12 protein-coding genes are annotated in these 15,715 nt (G+C 68.4%); 7 read left to right on the forward strand and 5 right to left on the reverse strand.

From position 1 onward, the window contains the following. Positions 1 to 14 precede the first annotated feature (14 nt). Complete coding sequence (locus ACIP1U_RS24375; protein ID WP_400320455.1) at positions 15 to 1,724, reverse strand: thiamine pyrophosphate-binding protein; 1,710 nt, start codon at positions 1,722 to 1,724, stop codon at positions 15 to 17. A 208-nt stretch (positions 1,725 to 1,932) separates the two neighbouring features. Here ACIP1U_RS24375 and ACIP1U_RS24380 point away from each other — a divergent pair, with 208 nt between their 5' ends. Further along, the gene (locus ACIP1U_RS24380) at positions 1,933 to 3,024 is read left to right on the forward strand and encodes a malate/lactate/ureidoglycolate dehydrogenase (RefSeq protein WP_400320458.1); all 1,092 of its coding nucleotides are present in this window, start codon (positions 1,933 to 1,935) and stop codon (positions 3,022 to 3,024) included. A gap of 40 nt (positions 3,025 to 3,064) precedes the next feature. After that, a complete protein-coding gene (gene garL / locus ACIP1U_RS24385; protein WP_400320461.1) occupies positions 3,065 to 3,859 on the forward strand; it encodes a 2-dehydro-3-deoxyglucarate aldolase in 795 nt (264 codons plus the stop codon). 22 nt (positions 3,860 to 3,881) lie between these two features. Here the strand turns inward: garL and ACIP1U_RS24390 are convergent, their stop codons facing one another. The 3 genes from ACIP1U_RS24390 to ACIP1U_RS24400 are packed head-to-tail and all read right to left on the reverse strand — an operon-like array spanning position 3,882 to position 6,085. After that, entirely contained in the window at positions 3,882 to 4,832 is a 951-nt protein-coding gene (locus ACIP1U_RS24390) for a LysR family transcriptional regulator (RefSeq protein WP_400320463.1), read from the reverse strand. Continuing rightward, positions 4,829 to 5,806 carry a pseudouridine-5'-phosphate glycosidase gene (locus ACIP1U_RS24395; RefSeq protein ID WP_400320465.1) on the reverse strand — a complete coding sequence of 326 codons (978 nt, stop codon included), beginning with the start codon at positions 5,804 to 5,806 and terminating at the stop codon, positions 4,829 to 4,831. The genes ACIP1U_RS24390 and ACIP1U_RS24395 overlap by 4 nt, the downstream gene beginning before the upstream one ends. Before the next feature lie 30 nt (positions 5,807 to 5,836). Then, complete coding sequence (locus ACIP1U_RS24400) at positions 5,837 to 6,085, reverse strand: hypothetical protein (RefSeq protein WP_400320468.1); 249 nt, start codon at positions 6,083 to 6,085, stop codon at positions 5,837 to 5,839. Positions 6,086 to 6,488: 403 nt separating this feature from the next. On the opposite strand from ACIP1U_RS24400, the gene rpoD reads away from it, so the two are divergent. The 5 genes from rpoD to ACIP1U_RS24425 all read left to right on the forward strand — a co-directional run bounded on the left by rpoD (position 6,489) and on the right by ACIP1U_RS24425 (position 14,360). After that, positions 6,489 to 8,462: an RNA polymerase sigma factor RpoD gene (rpoD, locus tag ACIP1U_RS24405; protein WP_400320470.1), complete on the forward strand. Its 1,974-nt coding sequence runs from the start codon at positions 6,489 to 6,491 to the stop codon at positions 8,460 to 8,462. Positions 8,463 to 8,598: 136 nt separating this feature from the next. Beyond that, positions 8,599 to 9,165: a DUF2760 domain-containing protein gene (locus tag ACIP1U_RS24410; protein WP_400320473.1), complete on the forward strand. Its 567-nt coding sequence runs from the start codon at positions 8,599 to 8,601 to the stop codon at positions 9,163 to 9,165. Further along, on the forward strand, positions 9,162 to 11,009 hold the full coding sequence (locus ACIP1U_RS24415; RefSeq protein WP_400320476.1) for an Hsp70 family protein: 1,848 nt from the start codon (positions 9,162 to 9,164) through the stop codon (positions 11,007 to 11,009). The genes ACIP1U_RS24410 and ACIP1U_RS24415 overlap by 4 nt, the downstream gene beginning before the upstream one ends. Continuing rightward, positions 11,002 to 13,806 (forward strand): Hsp70 family protein, encoded by a 2,805-nt coding sequence (locus ACIP1U_RS24420; protein ID WP_400320478.1) that lies wholly within the window; start codon positions 11,002 to 11,004, stop codon positions 13,804 to 13,806. The genes ACIP1U_RS24415 and ACIP1U_RS24420 overlap by 8 nt, the downstream gene beginning before the upstream one ends. A gap of 116 nt (positions 13,807 to 13,922) precedes the next feature. Next, positions 13,923 to 14,360, forward strand: a complete 438-nt coding sequence (locus ACIP1U_RS24425) for a YciI family protein (protein ID WP_400320481.1) — start codon at positions 13,923 to 13,925, stop codon at positions 14,358 to 14,360. Between the two features lie 9 nt (positions 14,361 to 14,369). On the opposite strand, the gene ACIP1U_RS24430 is transcribed toward ACIP1U_RS24425, so the two are convergent. Further along, positions 14,370 to 15,715 (reverse strand): FUSC family protein (locus ACIP1U_RS24430; RefSeq protein ID WP_400320483.1); only part of this gene is annotated, 1,346 nt, incomplete at its 5' end.

The raw sequence follows: 15,715 nt of genomic DNA on the forward strand, positions 1-15,715 counted from the left end.
GTTTCGCCAGCACCTCACTCCTCCACCCACATGGCCGGCGTGAGCTGGCGCGGATCGGTCATCAGTTCGATCACGGCCGGCGTGCCGGCGGCGCGGGCGCGCTCGAAGGCATCGGCAAACCCGTCGGCGTGCTCTATCCGCTCGGCCCACGCGCCACAGGCGCGCGCCATGGCGACAAAGTCAGGGTTGCGGATGCCGGTGCCGCTGACGCGCCCCGGGTAGCGCCTGGCCTGGTGCATGCGGATGGTCCCGTACATGCCGTTGTTGACCAGCACCACGATCACGTTGGCGCCCGCCTCCGCCGCGGTCGCCAGCTCCTGCGGATACATCTGGAAGCAGCCGTCGCCGGCAAAGCAGACCACGGTCCGCTGCGGCGCACGCAGCTTGGCCGCGATGGCCGCCGGCAGGCCGTAGCCCATGGCGCCGCAGGTGGGAGCCAGCTCTGTGCGCGGTTTACGGTAGGCAAAGAAGCGGTGCAGCCAGATCGTGTAGTTGCCGGCGCCGTTGCTCAGGATGGCGTCGTCCGGCAGCGCCTGGTCGAGGTGCTGCATCACCTGGCACAGGTCGACGCCGCGCGCCTGCGCGTTGGGCGCCACCGGGGCCGAGAAGGCGATATGGTCGGCACGCGCGGCGCGGGTCCATTCCGCCCAGCGCAGGGACGAAGGCACGTCCAGCGCGGCCAGCATACGTGCCCCCTGCCCGATACCTGCCTGGATCGCCAGTTCCGCCTGGTAGACGCGTCCCAGCTCGGCGCTGTCGGCATGCACGTGCACCAGCTGCTGACGCGGCCGCGGCGGTATCAACAGCTGGTAGCCGTCAGTGGCGATATCGCCCAGGCGGGTGCCGAACGCCAGGACCAGGTCGGCGTCGCGCACGCGCTGCGCCAGCCGCGGGTTCATGCCCAGGCTCAGGTGGCCGGCGTAGTGCGCGTCGCGGTTGTCAAAGACGTCCTGGCGGCGGAAGGCGCAGGCCACCGGCAGGTCCCAGGCCTTGATGAAGGCGGCGAAGTCGGCTGCGGCCGCGGCGCTCCAGTTGGCGCCGCCAGCGATCACCAGCGGGCGCTCGGCGGCGGCCAGCGCGGCGCGCAGCGCCTGGGCATCGTCCCGGGACGGCGCCGCCACGACCGGCCGGTACGGCGCGGCATCGGCGCATTCGCACAGGCCGTCGAGCACGTCTTCAGGCAACGCCAGCACCACCGGTCCGGGCCGGCCCGAGGTCGCGCACTGGAACGCCCGCGCGACCAGTTCGGGGATACGCTCGGGATCGTCGATCTGCGCCACCCACTTGGCCATGCCGCCGAACATCGCGGTGTAGTCCACTTCCTGGAATGCCTCGCGCCCCATGTGCGCGCGCGCGATCTGGCCGATGAACAGGATCATCGGCGTCGAATCCTGCGCCGCGATATGCACGCCGATGCTGGCATGGGTGGCACCCGGCCCGCGCGTCACGAAGCAGATGCCCGGGCGGCCGGTCAGCTTGCCGTCGGCCTCGGCCATGTTGGCGGCGGCACCCTCATGCTTGCAAACCACCAGCTCGATGGCGGGCTGGTCGTGCAGCGCGTCCAGCACGTCGAGGAAGCTTTCGCCTGGCACGCAGAAGACGCGGTCCGCGCCGTGCAGGCGCAGGGCGTCGACCAGCGCGCGGCCGCCGGTGCGGCGCTTTGGCGCGGCAGTCCTGGCGGTATCGGTCTTTCGGGCATCAGGCAAGGAGGAATCGGCAGGCATGGCGTGCATCAGGGTTCGGGGAAGGCACGGCGCCGATTGTTGCCTTTGGCCGGCCGCTGCCGCTCGCCTCTTCCTGCATGCCTGCTATGCAGAAAATGCAAGGCCGGAAGGGCCGCCTGCAGGTAGATTGCTGCCAGAATGTCCGCTCGCCCGGGCCTGCGCCTTGTCACCGCGAAGGCGTCCCCTCCAAGAACAAATCGAGACAGACATGAGCGAACACCACATTTCCACGCGCGCCCTGCACCAATGGGTCACCGATCTCTGGCTGGCGGCCGGCTCCGACATGCGCGAGGCGCGCCTGACCGCCGACCACCTGGTCGGCGCCAACCTGAGCGGGCACGATTCGCATGGCGTCGGCATGATTCCCAAATACGTGCTGTCGTGGCAGGCCGACGAGCTGCAACTCAACCGCAGCGTCAGCGTGCTGCACGACGGCGGCAGCATGCTGAGCCTGGACGGCAACCGCGGCATGGGCCAGGCGGTGACCGAGGAAGCCATGGCGCTGGCGATCGGCCGGGCCAGAGAGCATGGCGTCTGCGTGATGGGGCTGCGCCAGTCGCACCATCTGGGGCGCGTCGGCCACTGGGCCGAGCAGGCCTGCGCGGCCGGCATGATCTCGATCCATTTCGTCAACGTGCTGTCCAAGCCCATCGTCGCCCCGTATGGCGGCAGCGAAGCGCGCTTCGGCACCAATCCCTTTACGATCGGCTTGCCGGTGGCGGGCGCGGAGCCGCTGGTGCTCGACTTTGCCACCAGCGCGATCGCGCTGGGCAAGGTGCGCGTGGCCCACAACAAAGGGATCGAGGTACCGGCCGGCTGCCTGATCGATGCGGACGGCGTGCCGACCACGCGGCCCGAGGTGATGTTCCCCGCCGACGGCGCCGCGCAGGGCGCGCTGCAGGCGTTCGGCGAGCACAAAGGCTATGTGCTGGCGGTGATGTGCGAACTGCTGGGCGCCGCGGTGACCGGCGGCCACACCATCCGGCCCGAGACACTGACGCACCGCCACGCGGTATGGAACAACATGCTGGCGATCGTGTTCGACCCTCGGCGGCTCGGCACCAGCACCAGCTTCGGCGGCGAGGTCCAGGCCTTTGCCGACTGGGTCCGCTCGTCGCGGCAGCAGACCGGCCAGGCCGGCATCGCCCTGCCCGGCGAGCCCGAACGGCAACGCCGGCGCGAGCGTGCCGAAGCCATCCCGGTGGACAGCGGCACGCTGGCCCAGCTTGACGACGCCGCCGCGCGCGTGCAGTCGGTCCGCGGCACGTCGCCCGGGCCGCTGTCGCGGCTGGCGGGCTAAGCATGACTTCATCCCTCCGAAATTAAAGGAAGCAGACCGCATGCCCCCGGCTAACCAACCCCGCGCACCGTATTCGCCGCTGCCCAATACCTTCCGTGCCGCCGTGCTCGGCCAGCAGCGCCAGATCGGCTGCTGGTGCTCGCTGGCCAGCCCGGTGACCACCGAGATCGTCGGCGTGGCCGGCTTCGACTGGCTGCTGCTCGATACCGAGCATGCCCCCAACGACCCGCTGACGCTGCTGCCCCAGCTGATGGCGCTGAAGGACAGCGTCAGCGCCCCCGTGGTGCGGCCCGCGTGGAACGACCCGATCCTCCTCAAGCGCCTGCTCGACCTGGGCTTCTACAACTTCCTGATCCCGTTCGTGGAAAGCGCCGAGCAGGCGCGCCAGGCGGTATCGGCGACCCGCTATCCGCCGCTGGGCACGCGCGGCGTGGCGATGACGCAGCGTAGCAACCGCTATGGCACCATGCCGGGCTATTTCGAGCAGATCAACGACAACCTGTGCGTACTGGTGCAGATCGAGAGCCGGAAAGGCGTCGATGCCGCGGAAGAAATCTGCGCGGTGGAAGGCGTCGATGGCGTCTTCATCGGCCCCAATGACCTGGCCGCGGCCTGTGGCCATCTCGGCAATCCCAATCATCCCGAGGTGCAGGCTGAAGTCGAGCGCATCTTCCGGGCCGCGCGACAGGCCGGCAAGGCCGTCGGCACGCTGACGCCGGTCGAGGCCGATGCGCGGCGCTACCTGGACATGGGCGCCAGCTTTGTCGCAGTGGGACTGGACCACGTACTGCTGCGCCAGGCCACGCAGGCACTGCGCGAGCGGTTTGCCGACTGAGCGCCGCGGCCAGCCGAAACGTTCAAGCCAGCCGGGCGCCTGGCCACGCGCCCGACATCACGGTATTGCGCACCGACTGGCGCACGGTCTGCAGGATGTCCCACAGCTCGGGCAGCGGCGGCCGGTTGCGTGCGGTGGCCAGCGCGACCTGTCGCGTCGCCACCGGCTCGACCAGCCTGGCGCAGCGCAGCCGCCCCTGCGCCACGCGGTCCGCCACCGCGGCGAACGGCAGCAGCGTGGCGCCGCAGCCATCCTCCACCAGCCGCATCGACACGGCATTGGACGCATCGCACTCCATCGCCAGTTGCAGCGACTTGCCGGCGCGCGCCACCAGGTTCTCGGCCAGCACGCGCAGCCCGTGGCCGGTGCTGGGCAGGATCAGCGGCACCTCGTCCAGGCTGGCGCAGCAGAACGTCGGCCCGATATGGCTCCACGACGTTGGCGTAACCAGTGTCAGGTCTTCTTCCAGCAGCACGTCGACCTTGAGCGCGCCGTGCTGGTCGGGCAGGTAGAGCAGCGCGACATCGACTTCGCCTTCCGCCAGCCAGGCCAGCAGCGGGCTGGCCAGCCCTTCGACGAAGCGCAGCCGGGTCTCCGGGAAACGCTGCCTGACGGCCGTGCCGATGCTGGCAAAGGCGGTGTTGGCGATGGTCGGCTGTGCCGCGATGATCAGCTGCGCCGGCCCTTGCGCGGTCGATGCCCGGATCGCCTCGCGCGCCTCGGCCAGCGTGGCCGAGACCTGCCGCGCATAGCCGAGCAGGGTCTGGCCCGCCTCCGTCAGGATCATGCCGCGGCCGGAGCGATGAAACAGCCGGGTATCGAGGCTGGCTTCCAGGCGCGCGATCTGCCGGCTGACCGTGGACTGGTCGGCGCCCTGCTGCAGCGCCGCGCGCGAAATACTGCCCGTGCCGGCCACGCAGACAAAGCAGGCCAGGTCGTCGGAATTCAGCGGTGCGGGGGCATTGGCGTTCATGGCGTGCCCGGCGGGTTGTCCTGCGGGTTGTCGTAGTTCGCCAGCGCTCCGGTGGCCGCCAGCGCCAGGGCCAGCCGCGCGCCCACCTCGGCGTTGTGCTTGACCAGCGCGATATTCGTCGCCAGGCTGCCGCCGGCAGTCAGCGCCTTGATGCGGGCCAGCAGGAACGGCGTCACCGCCTTGCCGGTGATGCCTTGCGCGGCGGCCTCGGCGAGCGCCTGCGTGGTCAAGGCATCGATCTGTGCCGAGGCCATGGCCGCGGCTTCTGGCACTGGCGTGCTCAGCACCACGCCGCCCGCCAGGCCCAGATCCCACTTGGCACGGATAAAGCGCGCCTGCTGCGCCGGATCATCCAGCCGGTAATCCGCGCGGAAGCCGCTGTCACGCTTGTAGAAGGCCGCGACGTTGTCTTGTCCGCAGCTGAGCACCGGCACGCCATGCGTCTCCAGGTATTCCAGCGTCAGGCCGATATCCAGCACCGATTTCGCGCCGGCGCAGACCACCGCCACCGAGGTCCTGGCCAGTTCCTGCAGGTCGGCCGAGATGTCGAAGGTTTCCTGCGCGCCGCGGTGCACGCCGCCGATGCCGCCGGTGACGAACACCTCGATGCCCGCCAGCGCGGCGCAGATCATCGTTCCCGCCACGGTGGTGGCGCCGAGTTCGCCGCTGGCCAGCACCGCCGGCAGGTCGCGCCGGCTGACCTTGTGCGCCTGCCCGGAGCGCCCTAGCAGTTCCAGCTCGTCGTCGGACAGGCCGATGCGGATGCGCCCGCCGATCACGGCGATCGTCGCGGGCTCGGCGCCGAGGCCGCGGATTAGGGCCTCCACTTCGCGGGCGGTGCGCACGTTCTCGGGGTAAGGCATGCCATGGGCGATGATGGTCGATTCCAGCGCGACCACGGGGCGGCCCGCGGCCCGCGCGGCGGCCACTGGCGCACTGAAGCTCAGCCAGGCCTGGGCAAGGCCGGTCTTCATGTCGGGGCGTTGGTGAACGGCCTGCACTGGCTAGTCGCTGCCCTTTACTGCCTTTTTCGTCGCATGCCAGCCCTGCTTTGTCGCTCCCGCGACGGCATGGCCGGCTTCCTTGGCGCCACGCCCGACGGCATGCGCCGCATCGCGCACGGCGTGACCACCTTGCTTGCCCGCGGACTTGACGTTTTGCTTGAACGTGCGTGCGTCCGACGCAAGGCTTGCCTGGGCCGGTACGCTGCATGCGGCAAGCAGCAGCGCTATCGTGATCGTTCTCATGTTCATGGGCATTGGGGGCTGTTCGACACAGTAGCCGACTTGCGTCGCGTGCCTGATTTTAGCCCGGTGGCCTAAGCTATATCTTCAATGTGTTTCAAGCTGAGGCGCTACCGATGTGTCGCATGTTGCCCTCGCATGGCTTTCTGAGCACCCGTAAAATGGGCCGGTGCATACACCGATTACGCCGTTCGGGCAAGTCCACAGTACCTTCCATGCGACCACAAGGTGCTGCGACGCAGCAATGGCTGTACAATGTCGGGCCCCGATTCGAAGGCCACGGCGCGCCCCTTTTTGCGGCCCCTCGCCATAGCCATAACGAACCCCCTCTTTAGCCTCGGCAGCAGGACCGGATGCACGCGAAGCGTGCGCGCTGCCGTCGAATTGCCATTCACGAAGGAAAAAGCAGTCAATGACAAGCGGCGCACAACGTACGGCAGCCAAATCACGAGATGCAGGAGCCATCAAGGGCCTAGGCCAGACCCCCGGCGGGTCCGCGGCACAGCCTGATCCCTCGGCCGAGGCCGCCGCGCGTAGCCAGCAGTTGCGCGCCCTGATCCAGCTGGGCAAGCAGCGCGGGTACCTGACCCACGCCGACATCAGCGACCACCTGCCGGAAAATTTCGCCGACACGGCGGCGATGGAAAGCATCGTCAACACGTTCGCCGAAATGGGCGTGAAGATCTACGAGCAGACCCCGGATGCCGAAACGCTGTTGCTCAGCGACGGCCCGGCGGTCGCCTCTGACGACCAGGCCGAAGAAGAGGCCGAGGTGGCGCTGTCCACCGTCGACTCCGAATTCGGCCGCACCACCGATCCCGTGCGCATGTACATGCGCGAGATGAGCTCGGCCACGCTGCTCACGCGCAAGCAGGAAGTCGAACTCGCCAAGCGCATCGAAGACGGCCTGAACAACATGATCCATGCGGTCTCGGCATGCCCGTCGACGATCGCGACGATCCTGGAGCTGTCCGAGCGGGTGTCTGCCAACGACATGGCGATCGACGACCTGGTCGACGGCCTGAGCGACGAAAGCGTTGCAGAGGCTGCTGCAGCTCCCGCCGCTGACGACGAGGGCGAAGACACCAGCGTCAGCGCCGATGATGAAGACGGCGGCGAAGACGATGCCGACGAAGGCTCGACCCAGCAGGCCGGCGCCGACACCGACACGGCGCAGCTGCGCGAGGAATGCCTGAAGCGCTTTGCGCGCGTGGCCACGCAGTTCGAAGTGATGCGCAACGAAGAGGCGGCCGACGGCACCCAGTCGCAAGCCTTCCTGGCCGCCAGGGACATGGTGCGCGAAGAATTGCGCGCGATCCGCTTCACCGCGAAGACCATCGAGCGCCTGTGCGCCGACGTGCAGTCGATGGTCGATGCCGTGCGCGCCGTCGAGCGCCAGGTGCTGCAGTTGCTGGTCGAGCGCTGCGGCATGCCGCGCGAGGACGTCGTGGCCCGCTTCCCCGGCAATGAAACCAACCTCGCCTGGGGCCAGGAACTGGCGGCGGAAAACCGCCCGTACAGCGCCGCGGTGGCGCGCGCCCTGCCCGACCTGGAGGCGCACCAGCAGAAGCTGATCGACATCCAGGCCCGCGCCACGCTGTCGCTGGCCGAGCTGAAGTCGGTCAACCGCAAGATGCTGGCCGCCGAGCGCCAGATGCGCCAGGCCAAGCACGAGATGACGCAGGCCAACCTGCGCCTGGTGATCTCGATCGCCAAGAAGTACACCAACCGCGGCCTGCTGTTCCTGGACCTGATCCAGGAAGGCAATATCGGCCTGATGAAGGCGGTGGACAAGTTCGAGTACCGCCGCGGCTGGAAATTCTCCACCTACGCAACCTGGTGGGTACGCCAGGCCGTCACGCGCGCCATCGCCGACCAGGCCCGGACCATTCGCGTGCCGGTGCACATGATCGAGCAGATCAACAAGCTCAACCGCCTGTCGCGCGAGATCATGCAGCAGACCGGCAAGGAGCCGGATCCGGCCGTGCTGGCCGAGCGCATGGAGATGCCGGAAGAGAAGATCCGCTCGATCATGAAGATCGCCAAGGAGCCGGTGTCGATGGAAACGCCGGTGGGCGAGGACGGCGACACCAGCCTGGGCGACATGATCGCCGACTCGGACAACGCCACGCCGGCCGATGCCGCCCTGCAGGCCGGCCTGCGCGCGGTCGTGCGCGAGATGCTGGATGAACTGACCCCGCGCGAAGCCAAGGTGCTGCGCATGCGCTTTGGCATCGACATGGCCAGCGACCATACGCTGGAAGAAGTCGGCAAGCAGTTCGACGTCACGCGCGAGCGGATCCGCCAGATCGAAAGCAAGGCCATGAAGAAGCTCAAGCACCCGAGCCGCGCGGACCGGCTGATGACCTACCTGCGGGACGCTTGATCTCCGGCCGGCCGGCGTGCACCGGGCGGCGGATGGGAAGCTGCCGTGGCCGGTTCGTCGCAAACTGGCCGGCTGACACACTTGTTAGGGCAAAATCCCGGTCTGGGTGGCCCCGACGGGCCACGGGAGCTTTTTCATGACTGACTCGAACCTATCTTTCTTCGGCAGGGTTTCGCTTGCCGTTGGCACTTTCTTCGCCATCCTCGGCAACGGCCAGCTCGCAGCCGGCATCAAGCGCCTGCGCAACGGCGAGACCGCGGCGCCGGCACCCGTCGCCGCGCCGGTCCCGGGAGCGGCGCCCGAGGTCCCCGCGCTGAAGGAAGCCAGCCCGGTGGCCGCGCTGCAGTTGCTGGGCCTGCTGCAGCGTGACGCCCGCTTCGTCGACTTCGTCGAGGAAGACATCGCGCGCTATTCCGACACGGAAATCGGCGCCGCCGCGCGCCTGGTGCATGACGGCTGCCGCGCGGTGCTGCGCGAGCACTTCACCATCCGCCCGGTGCGCGAGGAAGCCGAAGGCAGCCGCGTGACGGTGGCCGACGGCTTTGACGCCACCGCCATCCGCCTGACCGGCAACGTGGTCGGCAGCGCACCGTTCCACGGCAGCATCAGCCACCGCGGCTGGAAGGTCGAGGACGTGCGCCTGCCGCGCGTGGCCGAGCGCCATGACGCCACCGTGATCGCCCCGGCCGAGGTCGAGCTATGAGCGAAGCCCGCTACGCCATCGGCATCGACCTGGGCACCACCCACAGCGCGCTGTCCTATGTCGACCTGGCCGCCAGCGATGGCGAGAAGACCAGCCAGGACGTACAGGCCATCACGCAGCTGACCGCGCCGGGGGCCGTCGAAGACCTCGACCTGCTGCCCTCCTTCCTGTACCTGCCACACGCAAGCGAGCTGTCGCCCGGCGACCTGGCGCTGCCGTGGACCGCCGAGCGCGACTTCGCCGTGGGCGAGATGGCGCGCACCCGCGGCGCGGCCACGCCGATCCGCCTGGTGTCGAGCGCGAAAAGCTGGCTGTGCCACCCCGGCGTCGACCGCCGCGCGCAGATCCTGCCCGCCGACGCGCCGCCGGAAGTGTCGCGCGTGTCGCCACTGGAGGCGTCGGTGCGCTACCTGACCCACCTGCGCGAAACCTGGGACCAGGCCCATCCCGACGCGCCGTTCGGCGAGCAGGACATCACGGTCACGATCCCCGCATCGTTCGACCCCGCCGCGCGCGAGCTGACCGCCGAGGCGGCCGCCGCGGCCGGCTATGCCCGCATGACCCTGCTGGAAGAACCGCAGGCCGCGCTGTACAGCTGGATCCAGAAAAGCGGCGGCCAGTGGCGCAAGCAGGTCAAGGTCGGCGACATCATCCTGGTCGTCGACGTCGGCGGCGGCACCACCGACCTGTCGCTGATCGCGGTGATCGAGCGCGACGGCAACCTGGAGCTGCACCGAGTTGCCGTGGGCGACCATATCCTGCTCGGCGGCGACAACATGGATCTGGCGCTGGCCCACGTAGTGGCGCGCAAGCTGGCCGCGCAAGGCACGCAGGCCGATCCGTGGCAGCTGCGCGCGCTGACCTACGCCTGCCGCGCGGCCAAGGAAACGCTGCTGACCGACCCCACCACCGATACCGTGCCGCTGGTCGTGCCGAGCCGCGGCTCGAAGCTGATCGGCGGTTCGATCCGCACGGACCTGACCCGCGCCGAGCTGACGCAGACCATCCTGGAAGGCTTCTTCCCGCAGGTCGATGCCTCGGCCCGGCCGGTCAGCCGCGCGCGCGCCGGCCTGACGCAGCTCGGCCTGCCGTACGCGCAAGACGCGGCCATCACGCGCCACCTGGCCGCGTTCCTGGGCCGCCAGGTAGCGGCGCTGGCCGAACTGGAAGGCTTCCAGGGCGCGCAGCCCGAAGGCGCGACCTTCCTGCATCCGACCGCGGTGCTGTTCAACGGCGGCGTATTCAAGTCTGAACTGCTGGTCGAGCGCATCCTGCAGACCCTCAACGGCTGGCTCGCCGGCGAAGGCGCCGCACCGGCGCGGCTGCTGGGCGGCGCCGAGCTGGACCTGGCCGTCGCACGCGGCGCGGCCTACTACGGCTATGTTCGGCGCGGCAAGGGCGTGCGCATCCGCGGCGGTACCGCGCGCGCCTACTATGTCGCGGTGGAATCGTCGATGCCGGCCGTGCCCGGCTTCGAGCCGCCGATCCAGGCGCTGTGCGTGGCGCCGTTCGGCATGGAAGAAGGCACAGATGCCGCGCTGCCGCCGCAGGAATTCGGCCTGGTAGTAGGCGAGCCGGTGCATTTCCGCTTCTTCGGCTCGTCGGTGCGGCGCCAGGACCAGGTTGGCACCTTGCTCGATTTCTGGGGTCCGGAAGAACTGCAGGAGCTGGAGGAAATCCAGGCGACCCTGCCCGCCGAAGGCCGCACCGCCGGTGAAGTCGTGCCGGTCAGGCTGCATGCGCGCGTGACCGAGGCCGGCACGCTGGAGCTGGAAGCCGTGCCGCGCGGCAACGGCGAGCGCTGGAAGGTCGAGTTCGACGTGCGCGGCAGCGCCGATGCCTGAGGCAGCGTCTTCGCCGAAGCAGTACGTCGTCGGTATCGACCTCGGCACCAGCAATACGGTCGTCGCCTATGCAAGGGCCGGGTCGGACGATATCCGCGTGTTCGATATCGACCAGCTGGTCAGCCCCGGCGAAGTCGCGGCGCGTCCGCTGCTCCCCTCGGTGCGCTACCACGCGGCACCGGGCGAGCTCAGCGGTAATGACCTGCAGCTCCCCTGGCAGAGCGCCGCCAGCGCCGCCGCGCGCCGGACCGTGTTCGGCCGGCTGGCGGCAACGCTGGGCGCCCAGGTGCCCGGCCGGCTCGTCGCCAGCGCCAAGAGCTGGCTGTCGCATGCCTCGGTCGACCGGACCGCGCCCATCCTGCCGTGGGGCGGACCCGACGACGCCGACAAGATCTCGCCGGTGGTCGCCAGCGCCAGCTACCTGGGCTACGTCGCCGCGGCCTGGAACCACCGTTTTCCCGATGCGCCGCTCGATCAGCAGGATGTGGTCCTTACCGTGCCTGCTTCGTTCGATGAAGGCGCGCGCGCGCTGACACTCGAGGCGGCGCGCCTGGCCGGGCTGCCCGCGCTGCGCCTGCTCGAAGAACCGCAGGCTGCGCTCTACGACTGGCTATTCCATCATCGCCAGACGCTGGACACCGATCTCGCGCAGACACGCCTGGTGCTGATCTGCGACGTCGGTGGGGGCACTACTGACCTCACGCTGATCCGGGTGGAGATGCAGGACGGGCAGCCGCAGTTGACACCGCAATTGACGCGCATTGGCGTGGGCAACCACCTGATGCTCGGCGGCGACAACATGGACCTGGCGCTCGCGCATCTGGTCGAAGCACGCCTCGGCGCGGGCCAGCGGCTATCGGCCTCCAGCCTGTCGCAGTTGGTGGCACGCAGCCGCGCCGCCAAGGAACAATTGCTCAGCGCGCAGGCGCCGGAGTCTGTCACGGTCACGCTGCTCGGTGCCGGCTCGAAGCTGATCGGCGGCGCGCGCTCGGTGGAGGTGACGCGGCAGGAAGTCGAGCAACTCGTTGTCGACGGTTTCTTTCCCAAGGTCGCATCCGCAGAACGGCCCGGCCGCGCGCGAGGTGCCATCGTCGAGTTCGGCCTGCCATACGCGTCCGATCCGGCGGTGACGCGGCACGTCGCGGGCTTTCTCTCGCAGCATGCCGTGCAGTCGCGCATGGCCCTGGAAGCGCCGCCTGCGCAGGACGATGCCCTGCCCGTTCCTGACACCCTGCTGCTCAACGGCGGCGTATTCCGCGCGCAAGCGCTGGCAGGCCGCATCGCCGAGACGCTGGGCGCGTGGCGCGGTGCGCCGCTGCAAGTGCTGCACAACGCCGACCCCGATATCGCCGTGGCGCGCGGCGCGGTGGCCTATGCAAGGGCCCGCAGCGGCCAGGCACCGCGCATCGGTGGCGGTTCGCCGCGCAGCTACTTCCTTGTCCTCGACGACGGTGCGACGGGCCAGCAAGGTATCTGCCTGCTGCCCAAGGGCACCGAGGAAGGCCATGAGGTCCAACTCAGCGAGCGTACCTTTGCCCTGCGGGTCGGACACCCGGTGCAATTCCATCTGGTGTCATCCGTCGCCGATACCGTCTACCAGCCAGGTGAGCTGGTAGACCTGTCCGCGGGTGACTTCGTGCGCCTGCCGCCGATCGCCACCGTCGTGCCGGCGCGCGGCGCCCGCGGCCCGCGCGAGACACCGGTGCAGATCCGCACGTCGCTGACCGAGGTGGGCACGCTCGAAGTCCACTGCATCGACGTTGCCGATGCCGCGCAACGCTGGCGGCTGGAGTTCCAGCTGCGCGGCAACGACGCTCCGGCGGATGCGCCAGCACCCGCGACGGCCCATCCGTCGCTGCCGCAAGCCATCGAGGCAATCGACCGCACCTTTGGCGCCCGTTCGCAGGACGTGGGCCCCAAGGAGGTCAAGCGGCTGCGTGCGCAACTGGAGCAGGTACTGGGCGCGCGCGAGCAATGGGACAGCGCCCTGCTGCGCGAGCTGTTCGGTCCGTTCTGGGAACGCGCCAAACGCCGTCGCCGCACGGCCGACCATGAACGCCTGTGGCTGAACCTGGCGGGCTATTGCGTGCGGCCGGGGTTCGGCTATCCGCTGGACGAATGGCGCGTCGAGCAACTCTGGTCGCAGTACGACCAGGGCATCCAGTACGTCAACGAAACCCAGAACTGGTCGGAATGGTGGACATTGTGGCGGCGCGCTGCCGGTGGCCTCGATGAAAGCGCGCAGCTGCGCCTGTTCGAAGACATGGCGTTCTACCTGCAGCCGCCCGGCAGCGGACATTACAAGAAGCCTTCCGGTCCCACCCGGGGCGGTTATGCCGACATGGTGCGCTTGGCCGGATCGCTGGAACGCCTGTCGGCCGACACCAAGATCGAGCTGGCCGCCTGGCTGCTGACGCGGCTGCGCAAGCCATCGGAAAACAGCCTGGCCTGGTGGGCGGTGGGCCGCATTGGCGCGCGCATGCCGTTCTATGGCAGCGCGCACAGCGTCGTGCCGGCGGAGATCGCCACGGCATGGGCCGACGCAATCCTCGCGCTCGACTGGAAGAAGGTCGAGCCCGCCGCGTTCGCCGCCGTGCAGATCGCGCGCATGACCGGTGACCGCACCCGCGACCTCCCTGATGAGACGCGGGCCGAGGTGGTACGTCGGCTCGAAGCCGCCAACGCGCCGCAAAGCTGGATCGCCATGGTCCGCGAGGTCGTTGAGCTCAATGCCGCGGACGAGGGACGGATATTCGGAGAAGCGCTGCCCGCGGGCCTCAAGCTGATCGCGGGGTGATCGTCGGGGCTTTCCAATGCGCCAGCGGCGTCATTTGAAGGTGGTGTGAATTTCACCTATGCTGACTTGCTCCTGCCGCCCTCTGGCGGCAGCCAGACCTTCAAAGGAGGAAGACAATGCGCGTCATGGTAATCGTCAAGGCAACGAGCGATTCCGAAGCCGGCAAGATGCCGGGCACGGAGTTGCTGGCGGCAATGGGCAACTTCAACGAAGAGTTGGTCAAGGCTGGCGTCATGCTCGCCGGCGAGGGCCTGCATCCGAGTGTCAAGGGCAAGCGCGTGCGCTTCTCCGGCAAGGAGCGGACCGTGATGGATGGCCCGTTTGCGCAGACCAATGAACTCATCGCGGGCTTTTGGCTGTGGCAGGTCAAATCGATGGACGAGGCCATCGCATGGGTCAAGCGCTGCCCCAATCCCATGGAGGGCGAGTCCGAGATCGAGATCCGCCCGGTGTTCGAAGCCGAGGATTTCGGCGCCGAATTCACGCCTGAACTGCGCGAACAGGAAGAGCGGCTGCGCGCACAGGTCGACAAGCAAGCCGACAAGTCGCGCTGACAAGGGCTACTAGCCCGCGGCGTACGGAAAGCCATACCGCCTGCTGAGCCGGTCAAGCCTGGCGCGCAGGCTGGCCAGCTCGCCGGCCAACTGCCGAGCCATGATCGGCAGCGGCCCATGCTCCGGCACCGCCGCGGCGGCGCGTTGTGCTGGCGCTGGCAATGGTGCCTGGCCCCTTTCCAATGCGTCGGCCAGGGCCAGCAAGGTGGCGTCGATGCCCGCATCGTCCCCCTCCCGCAAGCCACCCTCAAACTCGATCGTGGCCATCAGTTCCAGCGCGCTGATACAGACGCGCGCGCCATGCTGGATTTCCTCGAACTCGGCGGCCGGTACACCGGTCTCCTTGGCCACCGAGGGGATCAGCCCGCGGAGCGGGATCAGCTTCGCTCCCAGGTCGATCATGGCCGCGCGCAACTCGGCAGCATCGGCAAAGCCGTGCTGCATCCGCGTGTGGACCGCCATGCTTGCGCGCAACAGCCCGGCCAGGCGGATGCGCCATGAATATGAAGCATAGGCTGGCAACGCGAAGGAAAACACCAGTGCGATCGCGGTACCGATAAACACATCGGCGGTGCGCCAGAACGCGTCGGCAATATTCTGTTCGCCATGGCCCGCTGTAATCACCACGGTAATCGCCGCCAGCAGCGCGATATAGCCACCCTGGCCGATGGCATGGTACGCGCAATAGCCGCAGATCAGCGCCAGCAGCGCATAGGTTAGCAATGGCCAGCCGAAGAAGGACTGCTGCACGATCAGCGCCAGGCCGATGAGCGCCCCGATCAGGGTGCCGATCCCGCGTTCCGCGGCGCGGCGGCGGATATTACCGTGATGCTGGAGACCGCCGATCACGACCAGCACCGTGATGGTGGCCCACTCGCCATGCGGGATGTCGATGCCGGTGGTCAGGGCAATTGACGCCAGCAATGCCAGCGCGACGCGCGTGGCGTGAAACAGCCTGGCTTGCCGAAAGCGCCGGTTTGTATCGAACAGCGCGTCGGTGGTTTTGCGCAGGATTGCTAGCATGGTTTGCTTGGCGTGGCGGGGATTGCCAAGTTTATGGTATCGGAGGTTTTTGAGCTGTGCCTCGGCGATCGCTGTTGGTGACAAGCTATCGGCTGTTGAAGCTGCGTTGTCGCTGTTGATGACATGCTGTCGGCCGTTGAAGCTGCGTTGTCGCTGTTGATGACATGCTGTCGGCCGTTGAACAGCTGGGTTCCGCCCTCCTGGGCGGGTCACTTTTTGCCCGAGCGGCAAAAAGTAACCAAAAAGCGCGTTTACTGCCCTACGGGCGGCCACTCTTATCGTAGTGTGCGGGGGCTTTCGTACGGGGCTCTGCTTCGTTGCAGGGCAGGACT

Source organism: Cupriavidus sp. NPDC089707 (assembly GCF_044748965.1).
In the GTDB taxonomy this organism is placed as follows: domain Bacteria; phylum Pseudomonadota; class Gammaproteobacteria; order Burkholderiales; family Burkholderiaceae; genus Cupriavidus.

Bases quoted from the DNA above. Each gene is read 5' to 3' on its own strand.
- ACIP1U_RS24415 (WP_400320476.1), top strand. From the start codon at position 9,162: ATGAGCGAAGCCCGCTACGCCATCGGCATCGACCTGGGCACCACCCAC.
- garL (WP_400320461.1), top strand. From the start codon at position 3,065: ATGCCCCCGGCTAACCAACCCCGCGCACCGTATTCGCCGCTGCCCAAT.
- ACIP1U_RS24410 (WP_400320473.1), top strand. From the start codon at position 8,599: ATGACTGACTCGAACCTATCTTTCTTCGGCAGGGTTTCGCTTGCCGTT.
- ACIP1U_RS24375 (WP_400320455.1), bottom strand. From the start codon at position 1,724: ATGCCTGCCGATTCCTCCTTGCCTGATGCCCGAAAGACCGATACCGCC.
- rpoD (WP_400320470.1), top strand. From the start codon at position 6,489: ATGACAAGCGGCGCACAACGTACGGCAGCCAAATCACGAGATGCAGGA.
- ACIP1U_RS24380 (WP_400320458.1), top strand. From the start codon at position 1,933: ATGAGCGAACACCACATTTCCACGCGCGCCCTGCACCAATGGGTCACC.
- ACIP1U_RS24395 (WP_400320465.1), bottom strand. From the start codon at position 5,806: ATGAAGACCGGCCTTGCCCAGGCCTGGCTGAGCTTCAGTGCGCCAGTG.
- ACIP1U_RS24400 (WP_400320468.1), bottom strand. From the start codon at position 6,085: ATGAACATGAGAACGATCACGATAGCGCTGCTGCTTGCCGCATGCAGC.
- ACIP1U_RS24425 (WP_400320481.1), top strand. From the start codon at position 13,923: ATGCGCGTCATGGTAATCGTCAAGGCAACGAGCGATTCCGAAGCCGGC.
- ACIP1U_RS24390 (WP_400320463.1), bottom strand. From the start codon at position 4,832: ATGAACGCCAATGCCCCCGCACCGCTGAATTCCGACGACCTGGCCTGC.
- ACIP1U_RS24420 (WP_400320478.1), top strand. From the start codon at position 11,002: ATGCCTGAGGCAGCGTCTTCGCCGAAGCAGTACGTCGTCGGTATCGAC.